This window comes from Acuticoccus kandeliae, assembly GCF_003073115.1.
Genome location: NZ_QBBV01000004.1, coordinates 440,644 through 461,591, shown reverse-complemented (window position 1 = coordinate 461,591; position 20,948 = coordinate 440,644). Strand labels below are relative to the sequence as shown.

Genomic DNA, 20,948 nt, shown 5'->3' with positions numbered 1-20,948 from the left:
GTTTCGCCTCACCCCAGGTGCCAAAGGGTTGCCAAATGGGGGCGTTTGGCGTCACATCCTCGCCATCAGCAGCGCCGATGATCCATCCTCGCCGATTCCGGCGCCTATTCAGTATTGCCGAAAGGACAGACCTGTACATGACGATTCTGACAAAGCCAGAAGAAATATCGGATATTGCCTTCGGCTTTATGGGATCCAAAGCATTGTTCGCCGCGCTTCACCATAAAGTCTTCACGCACCTGTCCGGCCGGACGATGACGCCCGCCGAACTGTCCGAGGCTTCCGGGCTTCATGTCGAACGTTGCCGCACCCTCCTGACCGCCCTCGCCGGCCTCGGCCTCGTGTCGGTGGACGGCGAGGCGTTCCAGAACTCGCCCGCCGCCGAGGCCTTCCTCGTGAAGGGCGCGAAGTACGATTTCGGCGACTATCTGCGCCTCCAGGTCGACCGGCAGATGTATCGGTTGCTCGACCAGATCGACCTTGCCCTGTCCGACGACCTGCCGGAAGACGCGACCGCGTCCTATGCCGACTGGTTCTCCGACGAGGACGAGGCGCGCATCTATTCGGAGAGCCAGCATGCGGGCTCGCTCGGCCCGGCGCGCGGGCTTGCGAAGTCCATCGACCTCTCCGCCGCGCGCGCCCTCCTCGATGTCGGCGGCGGCACGGGCGCCTTCTCGATCACGCTGTGCAAGGCCTATCCGAACCTCAGCGCGACGGTCGTGGAGTTCCCGAACGTCGCCAAGCTCGGCGAGGCCTATGTCGCGGACGCCGGCCTCTCGGACCGGATCCGCTACGTCCACGAGAACGCGCTGACGGCCGAATGGCCGAAGGGGCAGGACGTGATCCTGATGAGCTATCTCTTCTCCGGCGTCGACGGGGACGCGCACAAGGACCTCCTGAAGCGCGCCCATGACCATCTGGCGCCGGGCGGGCGGATCCTCATCCACGACTTCATCGTGGAGGCGGACCGCACCGGGCCGAAGAATGCCGCGCTCTGGCAGCTCCAGCACACGGCCTTCACGCCGCGCGCCCGCTCGCTCGATGCCGGATGGCTCGCCGAGGCCCTCTCGGGCGCCGGGTTCGGGGACGTCGCGATCGGGCCTATGATCCCGGAAATGACGATGCTCGCGGAAGGGCGGAAGCCCGCCTGACCGGCCGCGCCGTCGCGCCATGACTTGTTGCGTCGCGGGTCCGCACCTGCGACGCTCCGGCGTCATATCCGACAGGGAATGCCGCCATGTCCTACTACGATATCGACGTGATGAGCCGGCCCGTCACCACCGTGTCGCCCGAAGCGCAGGTCTGGTTCGACCGCGGCCTCATCTGGACCTTCGCCTACCACCACGAGGAGGCGATCGCCTGCTTCCGCAAGGCGCTGGAGCATGATCCCGACTGCGCGATGGCGCACTGGGGCATCGCCTACGCCGTCGGCCCCAACTACAACATGGAGTGGCGCCACTTCGACCCGGCGGGCAAGGCGCAGGCGCTCGCGACCGCCTTCGACGAGACGAAGGCCGCGCTCGCACTCGCCGGCGGCGTCACCGCGCCCGAGCGCGCGCTGATCGAGGCGCTCCAGGCCCGCTACCCGCAGCGCAGTACGATCGAGGACCAGGCGCCCTGGAACGACGATTTCGCCGACGCCATGCGCGTCGCCTATCGCGCGAACCCCGGCGACCTCGAGGTCACGACGATCTTCGCCGAGGCGATCCTCAACCGCACGCCGTGGAAGATGTGGGACCTCAAAGCGGGCGCGATCGCGGCCGGGGCGGGGACACAGGAGGCGCGCGACGTCCTGGAGCGGGCGATGCGCACCGACCCGGACGCGATGCGGCACCCCGGCATCCTCCACCTCTATGTCCACCTGATGGAGATGTCGCCCTTCCCGGAGCTTGCGCTGCCCGCGGCAGACGTCCTGCGCACGCTGGTGCCGGACGCCGGCCACCTCATCCACATGCCGACCCATATCGACGTCCTGTGCGGCGACTACCGCGCGGTGCTCGTCGACAATCAGCGCGGGATCGAGGCGGACCGCAAATATTATGACGCGGCCGGCGCGATGAATTTCTACACCGCCTACCGCATCCACAACTACCATTTCGCCATCTACGGGGCGATGTTCCTCGGCCAGTACGAGCCGGCGCTGGCGGCGGCGGACGAGCTGATCGCGACCGTGCCGGAAGCGCTCCTGCGGCTCGAAACGCCGCCGATGGCCGACTTCATCGAGAGCTATCTGTCGATGAAGCAGCACGTCTTCATCCGCTTCGGCAAATGGCGCGAGATCATCGCCGAGCCGCTCCCCGAGGATCAGGCGCTCTATTGCGTGACGACGGCGAGCATCCACTACGCGAAGGGCGTCGCCCACGCGGCGCTCGGCGACGTCGCGTCGGCGGAGCGGGAGAAGGCGCTCTTCCTCGCCGCGCGGAGGCGTGTGCCGGACACGCGCCTCCTCCACAACAATGTCTGCCTCGACCTTTTCGCGATCGCCGAGGCGATGCTCGACGGGGAGATCGAGTACCGCAGGGGCAACTACGAGGCGGCCTTCACCCATCTGCGCCGCTCGGTCGAACTCGATGACGGGCTGCCCTATGACGAGCCGTGGGGCTGGATCCAGCCGACGCGCCACGCGCTCGGCGCGCTCCTTCTGGAGCAGGGCCATGTCGAGGAGGCGGAGGCGGTCTATCGCGAGGATCTCGGCCTCACCGGCACGCTGAGCCGGGCGACGATCCATCCGGACAATGTGTGGAGCCTGCGCGGCCTCGACGATTGCCTCCGCCGCCGCAAGATGGAGGACACGGCGGAGGGCCGTCTCGTGCGCCAGCGCCTGTCGTTCGCGCAGGCGCGCGCGGACAGGATGGTGGCGGCGTCCTGCTTCTGCGCGCGCGCCGCGATGGCCGCCGAATAGGCCCCGGCGGCCGCCTCAGGCGGCGATTTCGGCCCGCACCACCTCGCCGACGAGCGCGGTCGCCGGCTTCGGACGCTGCCCGGCGATCGTCGCGATGGTGAGGGGCATGTCCATCGGGAATTCCGGCTTCACGTCGAGCCGGACGACGAGCCCGCGCCGCACCTCCTGGAGGTAGGCGATGTTGGCGCCGAAGACGACGGCGTCCCCGTGCAGCATCAGGTCCACCAGCGCCGAATAGTGGTTCGAGCGCAGGTGGAAGAAGGAATCCAGCGAGGCGAACCCGTAGGTGCTCTTGATCGCGCGCACGACGGGCGCGGGCAGCGGGTCGGTCGTCCCGACGGGGTAGAGGGCGAGGTCGTCCGTGTCGAGATTGCGGCGGCCGGCGAGGGGGTGGGCGGCGCGGGCGAAGAAGCCGCGCGTGAAGCTCGGCGTCACCTCGAAGTCGAAATCGTGCGCGTTCTCGATCGCGTCGGTGTTGCCGACCACGACGTCGAGCTCCTCGCGCAGCAGCATCTTGTAGAGCGATTCCGGCTGATCCACCCGCAGGCTGATGCGCATCTTCGGGAAGCGCTGGGCGTAGGCCCGCAGCAGCGGCGCACCGAAAAGCGAGGAGGTCACGCTGCCGAGGCCGATCCGCAGCTCGCCGATCTCGTCCGCCTCGGTGTTGCCGATCTTGCTGTGGAACTCCGCCGCGCTACGCAGGATCTGGCGCGCGGCTTCGATGCTGACTTCGCCGATCGGAGTCAACTTTATCTTGCGTGTACTGCGATCGAACAGCTGCACGCCGAGTGAATCTTCCAGAGATTGTATGCTTCGACTGAGCGCCGGCTGGGTGATGTTCATCGCCTCAGCCGCGCGACAGAAGGAGCCATGCTCGGCCAGGGCCAGCATGTGCCTGATTTTCCTGAGGTCTAGGCCCGAAACGAAACTATGCAGACTGCTCATTGTTTTCATCACAAACCAATACTTGAAATCATGATCCAGCGCGGTGCATAGTCAAGATGGAAAATTGATTAAATAATCAACTCCGCCCGCATGGTTTTTCAGCATATTGCCTGAATCCTCTGGAGTATCCGGATCGTATGGATCAACAGCGTTACGACGCGATCGTCGTGGGCGGCGGGATCGCCGGGCTCACGGCGGCCTGGCGGCTGCGCCATCGGCGCACGCTTCTGCTGGAGGCCGAGGCGCGTCCGGGCGGGCGCATGCACTCGTTGCCGCGAGGTTCGCTCTGGCTCAATCTGGGTGCCCATCTCTTCGGCAGCGACATCTCGCCCGCCGGCCGTCTCGCCAACGAGTTCGCGATGCCGCTCGGCGACATTCCGGGCGACCGGCTCGGCATCGCGCTGAACGGCAAGGTCGTCGCGGGTGGGTACAGCGAGACCTTTCCGCTACGCCTGCCGCTCTCGCTCGCCGACCGCGTGTCCTTCACGCGCATGGGGCTGAAGCTGCGCTCCGGCGTCTCCGATCTCCTCGCCGTGCAGGCGCCGGTTGCGGGGGAGGCGCCCGCCGCGCGGCGTGAGCGGCAGATCGGCTTCGACAATGGCCGCACCCTCGCCGAGCGCGTCGGACCGCTGACGCCCGAGGTGGCGACGATCCTGCGCACGGTCACCGAGCGCACCGGATCGAGCCCTGAGGGCATGGCCGCGGGCTACGGCCTCACTTCGTTCGCGCAGGTCTGGAGCAAGCATTCGTTCGGCCGCAATCTCGTCGGCGGCACGGCGCGCCTGCCGTTCGCGATCGCCGAGAGGCTCCCCTCGGTGCGCCTTTCGGCCCGCGTCGTCTCGGTCGAGGCGGGGCCAGATGGCGTGACCGTCGCCTGGGACGAGGGCGGTGTGCGGCATGAGGCGCGCGCGGCGCAGGTGATCCTCGCCACGCCGGCCGACATCACCCGCGCGATCACGAAGAGCCTTCCGGAGGAGACCGACGCCGCGCTCGGCGCGATCCGCTACGGCCCCTTCCTCTCCGTCGCGGTGCTCACCCGCGAGGACGGGCCGATGCCCTATGACAACAACTACGCGATCGCGACGCCCCACCTCGCCTTCGGCGTCCTCTTCAACATGGCGAGCACGTTGCGCACCGGGCCGCGCACGCCGGGGGGCAGCCTGATGCTCTTCCGCGGCGGACCGGCGGCGGCGGCCCTCCTCGAGAAGAGCGACGACGAGATCACCGGGCCGATGCAGCGCGACCTCGAGCGCCTCTTCCCCGAGACGCGGGGGATCGTCTCGGAGATGGTCGTCCAGCGCTGGCCGCGCGGCGCGCCCTACGCCTTCGTCGGCCGCGCGGGGATCCAGCCGGCGCTCACCCGTCCGCTCGGCCGCCTCCACCTCGCCGGCGACTATCTCGAATTCCCCTGCATGGATGCGGCGATCGCGACGGCGGAGGAGGCCGCCGAGCGGGTCGATGCGGCGCTCGGCGCCGAGGGGCCGTCCCAGGCGCTGCATCAATCACATGCGGAGAATGCATTTCCGGTCTGAGCCTGTCCGGTCGAAAATCGGGACGGGTTTCAATCCGTACCCCTTGGAGACTCAATGCAGACCTTTGTCCTTCCCAAGGGCATCCACGCCGCGGTCGTCCATCCCTTCGATGACGATTATCGTCTCGATGAGGATGGATACCGGGCTCAGCTTGAATTCGTGCAGCGTCAGCCCGGTATCACTGGCCTTCTCATCAACGGTCATGCCGGCGAGAACTATCTGACGAGCGACGAGGAGAAGCGCCGCATCGTGGAGATCACGCGCGCGTGCGCGGGCAACCTCGCGATCACCAGCGGCGTCTACTCCGAGAGCTCGACCCATGCGGCCGCGCAGGCGCGGATGCTGGAGGAGGCGGGCGCCGACGCGCTCCTCGTCTTCCAGCCCTTCAACTGGGCCGTCGACACCGAGCCGCAGTCGATCCTGACCCACCACAAGATGATCCACGACGCGGTCGGCACGCCGATCGTCCTCTACCAGGCGCCGGCCGCGGGCCGTCTCGCCTACAGCCCAGCCGTGATCGAGAGCCTCATCGGTCTGGAACGCGTGCTCGCCGTGAAGGACGGGAGCTGGGAGCTCGTCGCCTCGGAGAATGTGCGCAACCAGATCAACGCCGCGCGGCCCGAGGTGATGGTGTTCGGCTCCGGCGACGAGCACCTGATGGCGAACTATCTGATCGGCACGGTCGGCAGCCAGGTGAGCCTCGCGGCCGTCGTGCCGGACATCATCTGCCGGCTCTGGAACGCCACGGAAGCGGGGGACTGGGCGAGCGCGCGCCAGTGCCACGCGGTGATCCAGCCGCTCGCCCAGCTCATCTACCGCCGCGCGCCGGCCTGCCGCGCGGTCGCCCGGCTGAAGGCGTGCCTCCACATTCTCGGCGTGATCCGCAACGATGCCGTCCGCCCGCCGCTCGCCCGGCTCGACCGCACCGAATATGCCGATCTCGAACTGGCACTGAAGGCCTGCGCGATCTGATCCGCGCCGCCGACGGCCCACGAAAAAGGCCCGCGCCGGGGACACCGGCGCGGGCCTTTTTCGTGGCGGATGCGCCGGCCGGAGCCGGCGCGCGTCTCAGTTCGGGCGCGGGCCGAAGGGCACGCCCTCGGCCTGCGGCGCGGCGGTCGCGATGGCGCGATCGTCCTTCACCACCTTGCCGGCGGCGAGGATCACGCGGAAATCCGGCCCGCCGCTCGCGAGGAGGCCGATATCGTCGAGCGGGTTGCCGTCGAGCACCAGCGCGTCGGCATAGGCACCCTTCGCGATCACGCCGATCTCGCCCTCGCATCGGTTCACCACCGCGCCCATGATCGTCGCCTGCCGGATGATCTCGGCGTTGGAGAGGACGCGCGAGCGGATCTCGAACTCGTCGTTCTGGAACCCGTCGAGCTCGCCGATGAGGTCGGTGCCGAAGGCCATCGGCACGCCGGCGGCCTTCGCGACCTCCAGCGATGTCGTGCCCGCCGCGAGCACGCCCTCATTCTTCTTGAGGTTCTCCGGCGGATAGCCCTGCGCCGCGCCGTACTTCATCGTCGCCTCGTAGGCAACGAGCGTCGGCACCATGATCGCCCCGTGCTCGACCATCAGCTCGGCCGTCGGCGCGTCGAGGAAGTTCGCGTGCTCGATCGAGCGGATGCCGGCGAGCACCGCACGCCGCACCGCCTTCGCCGTGTAGGAGTGGCAGGCGACATAGGTGTGCGCGTTCGCCGCCTCCTCGACGGCGGCGCGCAGCTCGTCCATCGAGAATTGCACGAAGTGGACGGGGTCGGCGGGCGAGCCGACGCCGCCGCCGACCTGAAGCTTGATCGCGTCCGCGCCGAGGCGGATCTCGTCGCGCACCGCGCGGCGCATCTCGGCGACCCCGTCGACGACCCGGCGCAATCCGGAATGGCCGGGGACGAGGTGGAAATTCTCGTCCGGCGAGGGGTGGTCGACGCGCGTGCGCTGGTCGCCGTGCCCGCCGGTCTGGCTGATCGAGCGGCCGACCACGAAGAGGCGCGGGCCGATGACGATCCCTTCGGCGACCGCCTCGCGATGGCCGCGGTCCGCGCCGCCGACATCGCGCGCGGTGGTGAAGCCGCGCAGGAGCATCGCCTTCATCCGGTTCCACGTCGCGGCCGCGACGGCGGAGGGGAGGAGGTGCATGTAGCTCTTGTTCGCCCACTGCGTCCTGATGGACGTGACGTGGACGTGGTTGTCGATGAGGCCCGGCATCATCACGCGCCCGCCGAGATCGACGCCGATGTGGTCGGAGGAGGGCTCCACGCCCGCCGCGATGTCGACGAAGCGGTCGCCCTGCATGCGCACGCTCATGCCGCCGACGAGGCGTCCGGCCTCCGGGTCGAGGAGGCGCAGATTGTGGAAGACGACGTCGTTCATGCCATCACCGCTTCGGCCGGGAAGAGGGACAGCTCGTCCTTGTGGGCGATGCCCCCCTTCATGATCATGCGAATGTCCTTGCCGCCGCTGGCGAGCACCGAGATGTCTTCGAGCGGATCCTTGTCGAGGAGAATCATGTCGGCATAGGCGCCCTTGGCGATGACGCCGATCTCGCCGACCCTGCGCACGACCTCCGCCCCGACGAGCGTCGCGCTGCGGATGATGTCGGCGTTGGGGAGGACGCGGGAGCGGATCTCGAACTCCTCGCTCTGGTGGTCGTCGAGCTCGCCGATGAGGTCGGTGCCGAAGGCCATCTTGACGCCCGCCTTGCGCGCCACCTCGAGCGACTTGGTGCCGACCGCGAGGACACGCTCATTCTTCAGGAAGTTGCGCTCCGGGTAGCCCTGCTCGCGGCCGAACTTCATCGTCGCCTCGTAGGCGACGAGGGTCGGCACGAAATAGGTGCCCTTCTCGACCATCAGCTCGGCCGCCCGGTCGTCGAGAAAGTTGCCGTGCTCGATGGAGCGCACGCCATTCTCGACCGCGCGATAGATCGTGTCGGCCGTGTAGGCGTGGGCGAGCGCGTAGGTGTCGGCGTTCTCGCACTCCTCCACCACCGCCCGGATCTCCTCGGGCGAGAATTGCATGAAGTGGATCGGGTCGGCGTCCGAGCCGACACCGCCGGAGACGAAGATCTTGATCGCGTCCGCGCCGAGGCGGATCTCGTCACGCACCGCGCGGCGGACCTGGTCGACGCCGTCGGCGATGCGCGAGATGCCGCCCGTGGTGCCGACCGCGAGGTGCTGGCAGGCGCAGGGGAAGGCGTGGTCGACCATGGTGCGCGCGTCGCCGTGGCCGCCGGTCTGGCTGACCGCGCGCCCGCTGACGAAGAGGCGCGGGCCGAGGAGCTGGCCGCTCTCCACCGCCTCGCGATGGCCGCGGTCCGCGCCCGCCGCGTCACGCACCGTGGTGTAGCCGCGCATCAGGAGAGTCTTCAGCTTCACCGCGGCGCCGGCATTCGCGAGCGAGGCCGGCATGTGCATCAGCGTGTTGTTCGCCCACTTCGTCTTGATCGACATGATGTGGATGTGACAGTCGATCAGCCCCGGCATCAGCACGCGGTCCCCGAGATCGACGCGCGCGACGCCGGGCGGCGGCTCGACATCGTGCCCCACGGCGACGATGCGATCGCCGCGCACCCACACCTTCATGCCGGCCACGAGCCGGCCCGCCTCCGGATCGAGGAGGCGCAGGTTCTCGAAGACAAACTCGTTCATCGTTTCCTCTCGGCCCGTTCGGGGCCCTCTTGAGATTCGTCGGGCTTAGGCGGCGTTGAGACGCCTGCCCGTTTCCGGCGAGAAGAAGTGCAGCTTCTCGGCATTGAGATCGAAGGTGAGCGTCTCGCCGATCGCCACCTTCGGGCCGGTCGTGACGCGGGCGACGAGCTCGCGCGGGCCGGTGTCGATCGTCACGATCTGCTCGTTGCCGAGCGATTCCACCACCGTGACCGGGACGGACCGGCTCCCCTGGCGCAGGAGCACGTCCTCCGGCCGCGCGCCGACCGTCACCGGCCCCTCCGGCACGGCGGAGGCCGGGACCGTGATCGTCACATCGTCGAAGGTGAGGGGGCGCGTCTCGCCCGTCGCGGGGCCCGCGATCGCGGGGAAGATGTTCATCGAGGGCGTGCCGACGAAGCTCGCGACGAAGGTGGTCGCGGGGCGCTCATAGACCTCGTCCGGGGTCGCGAGCTGCTGGATGCGGCCGGCCTCCATCACCGCAATGCGCGTCGACATGGTCATCGCCTCGACCTGGTCGTGGGTCACGAAGATCATCGTGCCCTTCACCTTGGAGCGCAGGCGGATCAGCTCGTTGCGCATGTAGGCGCGCAGCGAGGCGTCGAGGTTGGAGAGGGGCTCGTCGAAGAGGTAGACGGCCGGGTCGCGGATCATCGCGCGGCCGAGGGCGACGCGCTGCTGCTGGCCGCCCGACAACTCGCGCGGCCGGCGTTCCAGGAGCTGGTCGATCTTCAGGAGCGCCGCGATCTCGGCGATCCGGACCTTGCGCTCGGCCTCGGGGATGCCGCGCTTCTTCAGCGGGTAGCCCATGTTCTGCGCCACCGTCATGTGCGGGTAGAGCGCGTAATTCTGGAACACCATCGCGACGTTGCGCTCGGCCGGGTCGAGCCGGTTCACCCGCTTGCCGTTGAAGCGGATGTCCCCGCTCGTCGGCGTTTCGAGGCCGGCGATCATGCGCAGGAGCGTGGACTTGCCGCAGCCCGAGGGGCCGAGGAGGGTCAGGAACTCGCCCTCCTCGATATCGAGCGATGCGACGTCGACCGCCGGTGCGTTGTTGCCGAAGACCTTGCGCAGGGCGGCAAGTTGAACGTTGGCCATGGGTCGAGCTTTATCCCTTGGTGTTACCGACGCCGAAGCCGGACAGCAGATATCTCTGGCAGCTCACGATCACGGCGATGATGGGCACGGTCATTGCGATCGAGGCCGCCATCAACAGGTTCCAGTCGATCTCGTAGGACGTGCGGACGATGAAGTTGATGCCGACGGGGAGCGTCTTCTTGGCGTCCGAATTGATGAAGATGAACGCGAAAAGATACTCGTTGTAGGCGATGATGAAGGTGAAGAGCCCGGTGGCGATGAGCCCCGGCAGCGCCTGCGGCAGCACGATCTCCCAGAAGAGGCCGAGGCGCGAGGCGCCGTCGACGCGGGCCGCCTGCTCCACCTCGATCGGCAGCGTGCGGAAGAAGAGGCGCAGCATCCACATCGCGAACGGCAGCGCGAAGGTGGTGTAGGCGATGATGAGGCCCGTCAGCGTGTCGGCGAGGCCGAGACGGTTGATGGTGAGGTAGAGCGGCACCACGATGATGGTCGGCGGTAGGAAGTAGGTGAAGAGGATCGCCGCCGCCCCGAGCTCCGCGCCGCGGAAGCGGAAGCGCGTGAGGGCATAGGCGCCGAGCGTGCCGACGAGGAGGACAAGCGCGGTCGTCCCGGTCGCGACGAAGACGCTGTTGAGGAAGAGGCGGAAGAAGACCGTCTCGAAGAAGAGGTTGCGGTAGCTCTCCAGCGTGAAGGTCGACGGCAAGATAGTGACCGGGAAGGTCAGCGTCTCCGTCGCCGGCTTCAGTGAGGTGATCAGCGCCCAGACCATCGGCGCGGCGATGAGGCCGATGGTGACCCAGATGGCGAGGAGACGGAGCGCGCGAAGCGCGTTGCGCAGGGCGTAGCTCACAGCGCGCCCCGCTTTTCCTGGCGATTGTTGTACCAGAAATAGACCGCGAACATGACCGTCATGATGAGGAGCATCAGGATGGCGATCGCCGCCCCGCGCCCGAGGTGCAGCTGCCCGAAGGCGGCCTTGTAGATGAGGAGGGGGAGCGTCTGCGTGCCGATCTGCGGCCCGCCGCCGGTGAGCAGGAAGATCAGATCGAACTCCTTGAAGTCCCAGATGCCGCGCAGGAGCAGGATGAAGAGGAGGAGCGACTTGATGTGCGGCCAGGTGATGTCGCGGAAGCGCGAGAAGGCGCCGGCGCCATCGATCCGCGCCGCCTCGTAGAGCTGGCCGGGGATCGACTGGAGGCGCGCGAGGATCGTGATCACCACGAACGGGAAGAGCTTCCAGGTGCCGATGACGATGAGGGTGATCATCGCGTTCGGCATCCGCGTCAGCCACGGAACGGGCATCATGGTGAATTCCCATTCCATCAGCTTGGCGTCGATGACGCCGTAGAGGTCGTTCAGCATCCACTGCCAGATCATCACGACGACGACCGAGCTCAGCATGTAGGGCAGGATCACGACGCCGCGGGCGAAGGACTGGCCGTGGAATTTCGTGTTGAGGAGCAGCGCGATGAGGATGCCGAGCCCGATCTGACCGATGAGCGAGCCGATCGTCCAGATGATCGTGTTGACGAAGGAGCGCCAGAATTCCGGCTGCGCGAGGACGGTCTTGTAGTTGGTGAGGCCGGTATAGGGGCCGGTCAGCGTCAGCGTCGACACGTCGTGGAAGGAGATGAGGAAGGCTTGCGCGATCGGGTAGACGATCAGTCCCAGGAAGAGGGCGAGCGAGGGTAGGAGGAGGAGGAAGCCGAACAGCGGGTCCGGCATCCGCCAGCGCCGTCGTCCCTCATCGGCCGGGGGAACCGCGAGCAGGGCGGGGGTCTCAGTGCTCATCGTGCGTCCTTGGCGACGTGTCGGTCCGGTGGGGCGGGGCCGCGTGCGGCGAAAGCCGCTTCGCCGCCGCGCGCCCTGCCGTTGCAGCGCCGGCGATGGGCGCGGGCGCGGCGGCGCGGGGAGGGCGCGCCGCCGGCATTTCGGGGAGAGGCCAAGATCAGCTCTGCATCACCGCCGCGATCTTGTCGGTCGCGCGGGACAGCGCGTCTTTCGGCGCGATGCCGCCGACGATGACGTCGTGCACCGTCTCGACGAGGATGCGCGAGTTGTAGATCGACCCGGCCTTCTTGTTGATCTTGTGCGCTTCGGTCTCCTTGAGGAAGGAGCGCGACTTGGAGGTGAGGTCGACAAGCGTCTGCGACTCGGTCGCGTATTTCTGGAGGAGCGGGTCGTTCTGGTACTCGGGCGACTCGGCGATCGACTTGAGGTTCGGCAGGTTGTGGCCCGGCACGGCGTGCAGGAACTTGATGTAGTTGTCCGGCTGGAAGAGCCAGAGTGCCATCTTCTGGCTCATCTCCTGGTCGGCTGCGGCGGCCGGCATCACGAGCGACTGGAAGTCGCCATTATAGACCTCGCGCGCGCCCGGCTTCTGCGGCCAGCCGGTGACGGAGATCTGGTCGGCGAGGTTCGGGTTGCTGGAGGCCATCGTCGACAGGACGCGGCCCGAATAGGGCGCCATGCCGATGCGGCCCTGGACGAAGGCGTTGATCGTCTCGGCGTAGGCGTAGGTCGCGGAGGACGGCGGGGAGTACTGCACCACCTCCTGGATGAACTCGAGCGTCGCCGCGTTCTCGTCGCTGTTGAAGGTGATGGTGAGGTCCGGGTCGAAGACGAAGCCGCCGCCCTGCCAGATCGTCTGGAGGAAGAGCTTGTCGCCCATGCTCGTCTTGCCGAACGGGTAGACGTTGCCGAAGAAGCCGCGGCCCGTCATCGCCTTGGCGGCGGCGAGATATTCTTCCCAGTTGGTCGGGACGCCGACGCCGGCCTTCTCGAGGAGGTCCTTGCGGTACCAGAGCGCGCCGGTCGTGGTGGAGTTCACGATCGAGATGGCGGGGAAGAAGCCCTTCTCCGCATCGAAGAGAAGCTCGCGCGAGTTCGCGAAGAAGTCGTCCTTGCCGACCGCGTCGATCACCGGATCCATCGGCGCGCACAGGTCACGCTCGTTGAGGGCGACGGCGAACTCCGGCGGCATGTGGGACATGAGGTTCGGCGCGTTGCCGGAGGCGAGCGCGGCGGTCAGCTTCGGGAGGTACTCCTCCTCGGTCGTGTACTGGATGGCGACGGTGACGCCGGGGTTCGCCGCCTCGAAGGCCTTCCAGATCTCCTCATAGACCGGCTGCTGGGTCGGGCCGCGCTGCGTCGTCCAGAACTGAACGGTCTTGTCCTGCGCGCGCACGATCGACGGCATCGAGAGGGAGGCCGCGCCGGCGAGGCCCGCGGCGCCCATGCCCTTCAGAACCGTACGGCGGCTTGCCGGACGCGCCATGGATCCAGCCGAGCCGATCAACCGCTTTTTCATATCCGCCATCCTTCGATCTGTCGTGTTGGGGGGCCTGTTCGAGGCCGGGAATGCTGCGTCCTTCGTGGGCGAAGAGTAGAAGTTAGGCGCGACCAATCGAAATGCATTTGCCGCATTGAAAGCATGATGCGGGCGAGGCGGAGGCGGCCTTCGGCCAACCTCTCATGCGGCGCGCGGCGGCGCACCGGGACGCTCTTGGCGGTCGGCGGCGACCCCGCCGGCGTCTGAGCGCCGGGCCATCGGGTCGCGATCGCGGCAGGACTGGGACGCGCCTTTTCGGCCCGCGTCAAGCCGGATCTCACACGCTGGCGCGGGTGCGTTCGGCGGCGAGGCTGAAGCGCACGAGCGTCGCGCAGGCGATGGCGTAGAGGGCCATCATCCCCGCCATCGGGACGGCGGTGTCGTTGGCGAGGAGGCCGCCGATGGCGCTGGCGATGGAGCCCGAGGCGTACTGGATGATGCCCATCGCCGCAGAGGCCGCGCCCGCCGCGTGCGGGTAGTTGGAGAGGGCGCGCATCGCGTTGATCGGGTGGAGCGTGCCCTGGATGACGAGGGGGGCGGAGATCAGCGCGATGACGAGCCAGAGCGGCGGCGCGCCGGAGAGGGCGGCCACCACGAAGAGGAGCGTGGCGGCGACGGTGAAGAGCGACACCACGCGCAGCACGCGGGCGACCGGCGCCCGCCGGATGATCCGCGCACCCACCTGCGCCGCGCCGATCATCATCATCGCGTTCGCCCCGAAGAGGATGCCGAACCCCTGCGGTGACATCCCGTTGAGGGTGATGAGCACGTGCGGCGAGCCGGAGAGGTAGGAGAAGAACATCCCGCTCGCCGCGGCGTTGGCGAGCACGGTGAGCATGAAGTGGCGGTCGCGCAGGAGGTCGAGATAGCGCGCGAAGGCGCCGCGCACGTTCGCCGCGCGCCGCGCCTCAGGCAGCGTTTCGGGGAGGCGAAAGCGCGCGAAGAAAAGCGCCGTCGCCGCGAGCGCTCCCGTGACGAGAAAGATGGCGGGCCATGGCGCGACGATGAGGAGGACGGAGCCGAGGAAGGGCGCGAACATCGGCGAGACGCCCTGGATGATCGCCATCGTGGCGAGAAGGCGCGCGACGGAGTCGCCCTCGCCGGTGTCACGCGCGATGGAGCGGGCGATCACCACCGCCGCGCACGCGCCGAGCCCCTGGCAGAAGCGCAGCACCACGAGCGCTTCCAGCGAGGGCGCCACCGCCGCGCCGAGGCAGGCGGTCGTGGCAAGGAGGAGGCCCGCGACGAGCGGCCGGCGACGGCCATAGACGTCGGCGAGCGGGCCCCAGATGGCCTGGCCGAAGGAGAGGGCGAGGAGATAGCTGACAAGGCTGAGCTGCACCGCCCCCGCGTCGGCCGAAAAGCTCGCCGCGATCGCCGGAAAGGCCGGGAGGTACATGTCGATGCCGAGCGGGCCGACCACCGTGAAGAGGCCGAGGATCAGGACGAGCCTGACCGGTGGGGTGGGTGTGGGCCGCACTCTCGTCTCCGGCGGGCGGCCGGTCCGGGCGACCGGGTGGGGAGGACCCGCCCTTCGCCGATGCCATCATCGCCGCGCGGGCGATGTCCAATGCAAAAGAGGCGTGGAGACTATGCCGCGGGACATGGCCGGCCGATCCCGAGACTTTCGGGGCGATCCGCGGCGGTGCGGCGGGACAGGCGCGCACCCGGCGGCCGGATGCGGGGGGCGTCGGCCGCCGGGTGGAGGGGACGCCGGGGTGCGGCGTCCCTGTAGGGCCGATCAGCCGACGAGGGCCTTGTCGTCCCGCTTCACCGCGACGATCGCGGAGCGCGGCAGGCTGCCTTCGCCGTCCGGGAAGGGGGCGGCGGGGTGCTGGATGCCGACGAACATCGTGCGGCGGTCCGACGACCAGGCGATGCCGGTCACTTCGCTGCCGTTCGGGCCGGTCAGGAAGCGGCGGATCTCGCCGGTGAAGGGGTCGCCCGCGAGCATCTGGTTGTTGCCCATGCCGGCGAAGTCGCCTTCGTTGGAATCGTCGCCGTCGGTCTGGATCCAGATGAGGCCCGAGGTGTCGATCTTCATGCCGTCGGGCGAGTTGAAGAGGTTGCCCGCGTTGATATTCGCCGTGCCGGCATAGGGGGTGTCGGCGTGAACGGTCGGGTTGCCGGCCATCACGTAGAGGTCCCAGTCGAACGAGTCGGCGGCGTGGTCGTCATTGTGCGGACGCCAGCGCACGATCTGACCGTAGTCGTTGGTCTCGCGCGGGTTCGGCGCGTTGAGGGTCATCGCGTCGCCGCCCGCATTCGTGCGGATCTTGCCGTCATCGGTCTTCGCGCCGCGGCGGCTGTTGTTGGTGAGGCAGCAATAGGCCTCGATCGCGGTCGGGTTCACGGCGACCCATTCCGGGCGGTCCATGGTGGTGGCGCCGACGGCCGAGCCCGCGGTGCGGGTGAAGATCGCGATCATGGCCGCGTCCATCCCCGTCGTCTCGGGGGTGAGGGCGAGCCACTCGCCGGTCATGTCGTCGTTGAACTTCGCGACATAGAGCTGGCCCTCGGTGAGGAGGGTCGAGGTGTCGCCGCCCGGGACATAGATGTCGCGTGAGAGCCACTTGTAGATGAACTCGCCACGCTCATCGTCGCCCATATAGACGACGACGCGGCCGTCCGGCGCGATCGCCGCGGCGGCGTTCTCGTGCTTGATGCGGCCGAGCGCGGTGCGCTTCACCGGCGTGGAGGTCGGGTCGGACGGGTCGATCTCGACGATGTAGCCCGCGCGGTGCGGCTCGTTCGGGTTCTTCGTCACGTCGAAGCGCGCGTCGAACGCATGATAGTTGTAGCCCGCGCCCTTGGCGTTGATGCCGTAGCGCTTGTAGCCGTTGGCGACCGTCTCGTCGGACGGCAGGTCGCCGTTCGCGCCGAAATAGCCGTTGAAGTTCTCTTCGCAGGTCAGATAGGTGCCCCAGGGGGTCTGGCCCGCGCCGCAATTGTTGAAGGTGCCGAGCGACTGCGTGCCGGTCGGGTCGGCTTCGGTCTGCAGCAGCGGATGGCCGGCGGCCGGGCCGTCGATCGCCATCGGGGAGAGGTGCGTGATGCGGCGGTTGAACGGGCTGTCGGTGACGACGGTCCAGCCGTCCTCGCCCTCGGCGATCTCCATCACGGCGACGCCCTGGAGCTTCTGCAGGAGCTCGACGTCTTCCGCGGTCGCCGGCGTGCCGTCGGCGGTGTGCGGCAGGTTGATGTCGTTGTTCACGTATTCGCTGTTGACGGCGAGGATCTCGTGGCCGTCGACCAGGAAGAGCTCCATGCCGTCGGTGTTCTCACCGAAGACGCGGTCGGCGCCGGCGTTGGGGATGCCGGCCTTCGGGTCGAACGCGGGCGCGTCGGAGAAGAGCGGGTCGCCGCAGCGCACGAGGACCTTCCAGTTGTAGCCGGCCGGAACGTGGATGGTGGAATCGGTCTGCGCGGCGATCTGCTCGAAGGCGAAGCGCGAGGTCTGCGCGGCCTCGGCGGTGCCGCCCTTCACGAAGGCGCTGCCCATGACGAGCGCGCCGGAGCCGAAGGCGAGAGTGCCGCCGAGGAAGCCGCGCCGGGAGATGGCGCGCTCGACGACCCGGTCAAATTCCTGGACCTCGGGGCGGGGGAAGTTCAGCTCATCCCACTCGTCGGCCGAAAGCTTTGTCTTGTTGATCGGTTCCAAGATTCGACACTCCTGCGAAGCAGCAAAATCCTCGGCTGGATGCCAAGGTCAGAATACGTCTAATTTTAATATTTGACAGTGAAATGACACCGGGGGTTTCCGTTAAGCATCTGAAATATAAGAGAGAATTGTATATTTCTTCAGGTTGGGGCATGGGCTTTTCTCATCCTGCGGCAATACTGCGCGGGCCTCTCCGCGCCCGGGATCGACAAATCGGCGGAGGCCTTTATGTGGTCCCTTGTGCCGCGCCGTCCGTGCGGCGCGCGACGGCAGGGAGGGACGGAGATGACTCCGCAACGGGTGACGCTCATCACCTTGGGTGTCGAGGACATGGCGCGGGCGCGGGCCTTTTACGGCGCGCTCGGCTGGGTCGAGGTGCCGGGCGAGACCGACAGCGTGGTCTTCTACAGGATGGCGGGCTCGGCGCTCGCGCTCTTCGGCAAGGCCGATCTGGCGCAGGACCAGGGGCGGCTGGACGCCGCGCTCGGCACCGGCGCGGTGACGCTCGCGCAGAATTTCCCCGACGCCGCCGCGGTGGACGCCGCCTTCGAGGCCGCGCTCGCGGCCGGGGCGCGGCCGCTGAAGCGGCCCGAGAAGGTCTTCTGGGGCGGCTATTCGGGCTACTATGAAGACCCCGACGGCCACGTCTGGGAGGTCGCGCACAACCCCTTCTGGCACCTCGACGCGGACGGGGCGCTCACGATCCCGCAATAGACCGAGACGCCCTTCGCGCACACGCCCGCCTCGCAGACGCCCTCTGGCCGGATCATGGCCGCCGTCCGTGCTATCCTTTCGCGCCCTTATCCTGGGAGGACATGATGGCGAATACGCACGAAGGCTCCTGCTTCTGTGGCGCGGTCAAGATCGAGGTGACGGGGGACCCCGTCGCGATGGGATATTGTCATTGCACGAGTTGCCGGCAGTGGTCCGCCGGTCCCGTAAATGCATTTACCTTGTGGGCCCCCGAGACGGTCCGCGTGGTCAAGGGGGAGGAGCATCTCAAGGTCTTCAGCAAGACCGCGTTCACGGACCGCAAGTGGTGCGCGCTGTGCGGCGGCCACCTGATGGCGGGCCATCCGACGATCAACCTCGTCGATGTCTACGCCGCGATCCTGCCCACCGTCGCGTTCCATCCCGGCGTCCACGTGAACTACGCCGAGACCGTCCTGCCCATGAAGGACGGCTTGCCCAAGCTGAAGGACTTCCCCGCCGAGTTCGGCGGCTCCGGCGAGATGGTGCCCGAGTAGCGCCGCTCCACCGCGCGGAGCGCCCCGGTCCGACGCGGCCGGGGCGCGCATCCATCAGAAGCGGATGCACTCCGGGTGCTTGGTGTAGAGCTGGTGGATCACGATCAGATGGAGCGCGGAGCTGAAATAGGTCTCCGGGCGGAACTGGAGGAGCTCGATCGGGATCGCCTCACCAGAGGCCACGCAGGCAACCGAGGCCGCGATCAGCCGGTAGCCCGAATTCTGCATATGGCCGACGCGCTCGCCGCGGCCCGGATCGAAGATGCCGGGGATGCCGCCATATTGCTTGAAGCGGTCGTCGATGATCTTCAGCACATCCGGCCGCGCGGCCCACGGCGTCGACAAGATGTTGATGGGCGCGCGGATCGCGTCATAGGACGAGCGCTTCGGGAAGTTGCGCGCGGGGACGGGATGGTCCGGGTCTGCGACCGAGGTCCAGTCGCTGGGATTCCAGGCCTGGAGCACCCTCAGATAGAAGGACCAGCCGGTCTCGATCGCCGCGCCCCAGGGGTGCTGCGGGGCAAGGTCCGCCACCACCTGCATCATGTCGAAATGATAGTAGGAGAGGTTCACCACCGGCCCGTCCGGCTGCGACGGGGGCATGAAGCCCACCTTTCCCGGCAGCATCACGACGCGGCCCTTGTGGTTCACGAGGACGGACTTGCCGAGCGAGTCGGCCGTCTGCGCGGCGTAGGCGAGATAGTCGCCCCGGTTCCAGCGCTTGGCGGCAAGGCTCAGCATCGCGGCGATGATGAGGTCGGCGTCGGTCGCGTTGTTCCGGTCGACGACGCCCTGGCCCGGCACATATTTCCAGGCGTGGAGGCCGTCCGCATTGCGCAGATTGTCCCGCGTCCAGCTCCAGATCCGGTCGAACGCCTCCGGCAGGTCGGCCGAGAAGGCGATCGCCATGCCGTAGGCCTGGCTCTCCGAGTGGGAGATGCCGCCATTCTCCGGATCGAAGATGCGCCCGCTCGGCTCCATGTAGCGGCTCGCGAAGTCGGCGGCGAGCGCACGGTACCAGGCGTAGAAGTCGGCCTTGAGCTGCTTGGCGGCCGGGCCCTGGTAGAGGTCCTGCGCCCCCGCGGGAGCGCCCGCGAGGGCGAGGCAGGCGACCGTGATCGCCGTCACGCCGCTGCGCCAAAATCGAGATCGGGTCCGTGCCATCGTGGGTCTCCTCGCGATGGTCCATCCTAAAGCGCGAGGGGGCGTCGATGGCAACGTCCGGCTGATCCGGCGCGAGAGGCGGCGGTCAGCCGGCGTCCGGGATCCGGGCGACCACTTTGATTTCGAAATCAAACCCGGCGAGCCAGGTGACGCCGACGGCGGTCCAGTTCGGAAATGGCGGGGCGGGGAAGTTCTCGTCCTTCACCGCGAGGACCGTCTCGAACTGGCGCTCGGGGTCGGTGTGGAAGGTCGTGACATCGATGAGATCGTCGAGCGTGCAGCCGGCGGCCGCGAGCGTCGCCTTCAGATTGTCGAAGGCGCGACGCACCTGGTCGCCGAAATCGGGCTCGGGCGAGCCGTCCTCGCGGCTGCCGACCTGGCCGGAGACGAAGAGGAGGTCGCCGGAGCGGATCGCGGCGGAATAGGCGTGCTTCTCGTAAAGGGCGGTGCGGCCCGCCGGGAAGATGATGTCGCGCTGGGGCATCGTGTGCTCCTTGAAGACGGATGGGGCCACGGAGGGCGGCGTCGCGCGCCGTCCGGTGGTTGAAATACGTGGCGTATGCGAGATATTGGGCATACGGCGCGTATGTCAATCCACATACGTCGCGTATTTGAAATCTGGGGGCGGGCGATGGCGCGGCGGCGCGCGGAGACGATGGCGGAGAACCGGGCGAAGCTGATCGGCGCGGCGCGCAAGGCCTTCGCGCAGAAGGGCTACGCGGCGGCCTCGATGGACGATTTGACGGCGGAGGCGGGCCTCACGCGCGGCGCGCTCTATCACAATTTCGGCGACAAGCGCGGTCTCCTCGCGGCCGTCGTCCATGAGATCGACGGGGAGATGGCGGCGGCGGCGCGGGCGCGGGCCGCGGGAGCGGCGAGCGAGTGGGACGCGCTGATGGAGGAGGGCGCGGCCTATATCGAGCTCGCGCTCGATCCCGAGATCCAGCGCATCGTCCTCCTCGACGGGCCGGCCGTGCTCGGCGACCCGTCCCGCTGGCCGAGCCAGAATGCGTGCCTGGAGGCGACGCTGGAGGCCGTGCGGCGGATGATCGAAGACGGGACGATGAAGCCCGTCGACCCGGAGGCGGCGGCGCGCCTTCTCAACGGCGCGGCGCTCAACGCGGCGCTCTGGGTCGCCGCAAGCGACGACCCGGCGGCGGTCCTGCCGAAGGTCGTGGATGCCTTCCGCGCCCTCGCGACGGGGCTCCTCGCGAAGTCCTAGAGAGCGCCATCCCGTCATGGAAGCATGGCGGGATGAACCTGCGTGCTCGTCAGCCGAAAGCCGAGAGCGCGGCGTTTCGGTGCGGAAGTTCGCGGGATGAGGCGGGGAGCGGCGCTGAGGCAGGTGACAAGCGCCGCGCTTCCATCCAATTTCTAGGCGGCACGTCCTCGGCGCTGTC

General features: G+C 68.0%; 18 protein-coding genes. 7 read left to right on the top strand and 11 right to left on the bottom strand.

The annotated features are described in order from the left end of the window. The first annotated feature begins 77 nt into the window (after positions 1-77). Both DBV35_RS25310 and DBV35_RS25305 read left to right on the top strand, forming a co-directional pair. Positions 78-1,151, top strand: a complete 1,074-nt coding sequence (locus DBV35_RS25310) for a methyltransferase (RefSeq protein ID WP_342752399.1) — start codon at positions 78-80, stop codon at positions 1,149-1,151. 86 nt (positions 1,152-1,237) lie between these two features. Beyond that, positions 1,238-2,902 carry a tetratricopeptide repeat protein gene (locus tag DBV35_RS25305; RefSeq protein WP_108663167.1) on the top strand — a complete coding sequence of 555 codons (1,665 nt, stop codon included), beginning with the start codon at positions 1,238-1,240 and terminating at the stop codon, positions 2,900-2,902. Positions 2,903-2,917: 15 nt separating this feature from the next. On the opposite strand, the gene DBV35_RS25300 is transcribed toward DBV35_RS25305, so the two are convergent. Then, a complete protein-coding gene (locus DBV35_RS25300) occupies positions 2,918-3,847 on the bottom strand; it encodes a LysR family transcriptional regulator (RefSeq protein WP_281262245.1) in 930 nt (309 codons plus the stop codon). A 137-nt stretch (positions 3,848-3,984) separates the two neighbouring features. On the opposite strand from DBV35_RS25300, the gene DBV35_RS25295 reads away from it, so the two are divergent. Both DBV35_RS25295 and DBV35_RS25290 read left to right on the top strand, forming a co-directional pair. Next, positions 3,985-5,379, top strand: coding sequence for a protoporphyrinogen/coproporphyrinogen oxidase (locus DBV35_RS25295; protein ID WP_108663165.1), 1,395 nt, complete (start codon positions 3,985-3,987; stop codon positions 5,377-5,379). A gap of 54 nt (positions 5,380-5,433) precedes the next feature. Continuing rightward, positions 5,434-6,351, top strand: a complete 918-nt coding sequence (locus DBV35_RS25290) for a dihydrodipicolinate synthase family protein (protein ID WP_108663164.1) — start codon at positions 5,434-5,436, stop codon at positions 6,349-6,351. 96 nt (positions 6,352-6,447) lie between these two features. Here the strand turns inward: DBV35_RS25290 and DBV35_RS25285 are convergent, their stop codons facing one another. The 8 genes from DBV35_RS25285 to DBV35_RS25250 all read right to left on the bottom strand — a co-directional run bounded on the left by DBV35_RS25285 (position 6,448) and on the right by DBV35_RS25250 (position 17,137). Further along, positions 6,448-7,752: a metal-dependent hydrolase family protein gene (locus DBV35_RS25285; protein ID WP_108663163.1), complete on the bottom strand. Its 1,305-nt coding sequence runs from the start codon at positions 7,750-7,752 to the stop codon at positions 6,448-6,450. Further along, complete coding sequence (locus tag DBV35_RS25280) at positions 7,749-9,029, bottom strand: metal-dependent hydrolase family protein (protein ID WP_108663162.1); 1,281 nt, start codon at positions 9,027-9,029, stop codon at positions 7,749-7,751. Before DBV35_RS25280 ends, DBV35_RS25285 begins: the two co-directional genes overlap by 4 nt. Positions 9,030-9,074: 45 nt before the next feature. Beyond that, positions 9,075-10,145, bottom strand: a complete 1,071-nt coding sequence (locus tag DBV35_RS25275; RefSeq protein ID WP_108663161.1) for an ABC transporter ATP-binding protein — start codon at positions 10,143-10,145, stop codon at positions 9,075-9,077. A 10-nt stretch (positions 10,146-10,155) separates the two neighbouring features. After that, entirely contained in the window at positions 10,156-10,995 is an 840-nt protein-coding gene (locus tag DBV35_RS25270) for a carbohydrate ABC transporter permease (RefSeq protein ID WP_108663160.1), read from the bottom strand. Beyond that, positions 10,992-11,936 (bottom strand): carbohydrate ABC transporter permease, encoded by a 945-nt coding sequence (locus DBV35_RS25265; protein ID WP_108663159.1) that lies wholly within the window; start codon positions 11,934-11,936, stop codon positions 10,992-10,994. The genes DBV35_RS25270 and DBV35_RS25265 overlap by 4 nt, the downstream gene beginning before the upstream one ends. A gap of 157 nt (positions 11,937-12,093) precedes the next feature. Continuing rightward, entirely contained in the window at positions 12,094-13,455 is a 1,362-nt protein-coding gene (locus tag DBV35_RS25260) for an ABC transporter substrate-binding protein (RefSeq protein WP_157961973.1), read from the bottom strand. Positions 13,456-13,753: 298 nt separating this feature from the next. Beyond that, positions 13,754-14,956 (bottom strand): multidrug effflux MFS transporter, encoded by a 1,203-nt coding sequence (locus tag DBV35_RS25255; protein ID WP_108663157.1) that lies wholly within the window; start codon positions 14,954-14,956, stop codon positions 13,754-13,756. A 261-nt stretch (positions 14,957-15,217) separates the two neighbouring features. After that, positions 15,218-17,137, bottom strand: a complete 1,920-nt coding sequence (locus tag DBV35_RS25250) for a PhoX family protein (RefSeq protein WP_108663156.1) — start codon at positions 17,135-17,137, stop codon at positions 15,218-15,220. A 285-nt stretch (positions 17,138-17,422) separates the two neighbouring features. Here DBV35_RS25250 and DBV35_RS25245 point away from each other — a divergent pair, with 285 nt between their 5' ends. Further along, the gene (locus DBV35_RS25245; protein WP_108663155.1) at positions 17,423-17,851 is read left to right on the top strand and encodes a VOC family protein; all 429 of its coding nucleotides are present in this window, start codon (positions 17,423-17,425) and stop codon (positions 17,849-17,851) included. Between the two features lie 104 nt (positions 17,852-17,955). Continuing rightward, entirely contained in the window at positions 17,956-18,384 is a 429-nt protein-coding gene (locus DBV35_RS25240) for a GFA family protein (protein WP_108663464.1), read from the top strand. 54 nt (positions 18,385-18,438) lie between these two features. Here DBV35_RS25240 and DBV35_RS25235 read toward each other — a convergent pair whose 3' ends face one another. Both DBV35_RS25235 and DBV35_RS25230 read right to left on the bottom strand, forming a co-directional pair. Further along, the gene (locus DBV35_RS25235; protein WP_157961972.1) at positions 18,439-19,512 is read right to left on the bottom strand and encodes a family 8 glycosyl hydrolase; all 1,074 of its coding nucleotides are present in this window, start codon (positions 19,510-19,512) and stop codon (positions 18,439-18,441) included. Between the two features lie 121 nt (positions 19,513-19,633). Further along, entirely contained in the window at positions 19,634-20,032 is a 399-nt protein-coding gene (locus DBV35_RS25230) for a RidA family protein (protein WP_108663153.1), read from the bottom strand. A 147-nt stretch (positions 20,033-20,179) separates the two neighbouring features. Here DBV35_RS25230 and DBV35_RS25225 point away from each other — a divergent pair, with 147 nt between their 5' ends. Then, positions 20,180-20,770, top strand: a complete 591-nt coding sequence (locus DBV35_RS25225; RefSeq protein WP_108663152.1) for a TetR/AcrR family transcriptional regulator — start codon at positions 20,180-20,182, stop codon at positions 20,768-20,770. The last annotated feature ends 178 nt before the right edge of the window (positions 20,771-20,948 follow it).

Coding starts and splice junctions, on each gene's coding strand:
- DBV35_RS25310 (WP_342752399.1), top strand. CDS start 78: ATGATCCATCCTCGCCGATTCCGGCGCCTATTCAGTATTGCCGAAAGG.
- DBV35_RS25305 (WP_108663167.1), top strand. CDS start 1,238: ATGTCCTACTACGATATCGACGTGATGAGCCGGCCCGTCACCACCGTG.
- DBV35_RS25300 (WP_281262245.1), bottom strand. CDS start 3,847: ATGAGCAGTCTGCATAGTTTCGTTTCGGGCCTAGACCTCAGGAAAATC.
- DBV35_RS25295 (WP_108663165.1), top strand. CDS start 3,985: ATGGATCAACAGCGTTACGACGCGATCGTCGTGGGCGGCGGGATCGCC.
- DBV35_RS25290 (WP_108663164.1), top strand. CDS start 5,434: ATGCAGACCTTTGTCCTTCCCAAGGGCATCCACGCCGCGGTCGTCCAT.
- DBV35_RS25285 (WP_108663163.1), bottom strand. CDS start 7,752: ATGAACGACGTCGTCTTCCACAATCTGCGCCTCCTCGACCCGGAGGCC.
- DBV35_RS25280 (WP_108663162.1), bottom strand. CDS start 9,029: ATGAACGAGTTTGTCTTCGAGAACCTGCGCCTCCTCGATCCGGAGGCG.
- DBV35_RS25275 (WP_108663161.1), bottom strand. CDS start 10,145: ATGGCCAACGTTCAACTTGCCGCCCTGCGCAAGGTCTTCGGCAACAAC.
- DBV35_RS25265 (WP_108663159.1), bottom strand. CDS start 11,936: ATGAGCACTGAGACCCCCGCCCTGCTCGCGGTTCCCCCGGCCGATGAG.
- DBV35_RS25260 (WP_157961973.1), bottom strand. CDS start 13,455: ATGAAAAAGCGGTTGATCGGCTCGGCTGGATCCATGGCGCGTCCGGCA.
- DBV35_RS25245 (WP_108663155.1), top strand. CDS start 17,423: ATGACTCCGCAACGGGTGACGCTCATCACCTTGGGTGTCGAGGACATG.
- DBV35_RS25240 (WP_108663464.1), top strand. CDS start 17,956: ATGGCGAATACGCACGAAGGCTCCTGCTTCTGTGGCGCGGTCAAGATC.
- DBV35_RS25230 (WP_108663153.1), bottom strand. CDS start 20,032: ATGCCCCAGCGCGACATCATCTTCCCGGCGGGCCGCACCGCCCTTTAC.
- DBV35_RS25225 (WP_108663152.1), top strand. CDS start 20,180: ATGGCGCGGCGGCGCGCGGAGACGATGGCGGAGAACCGGGCGAAGCTG.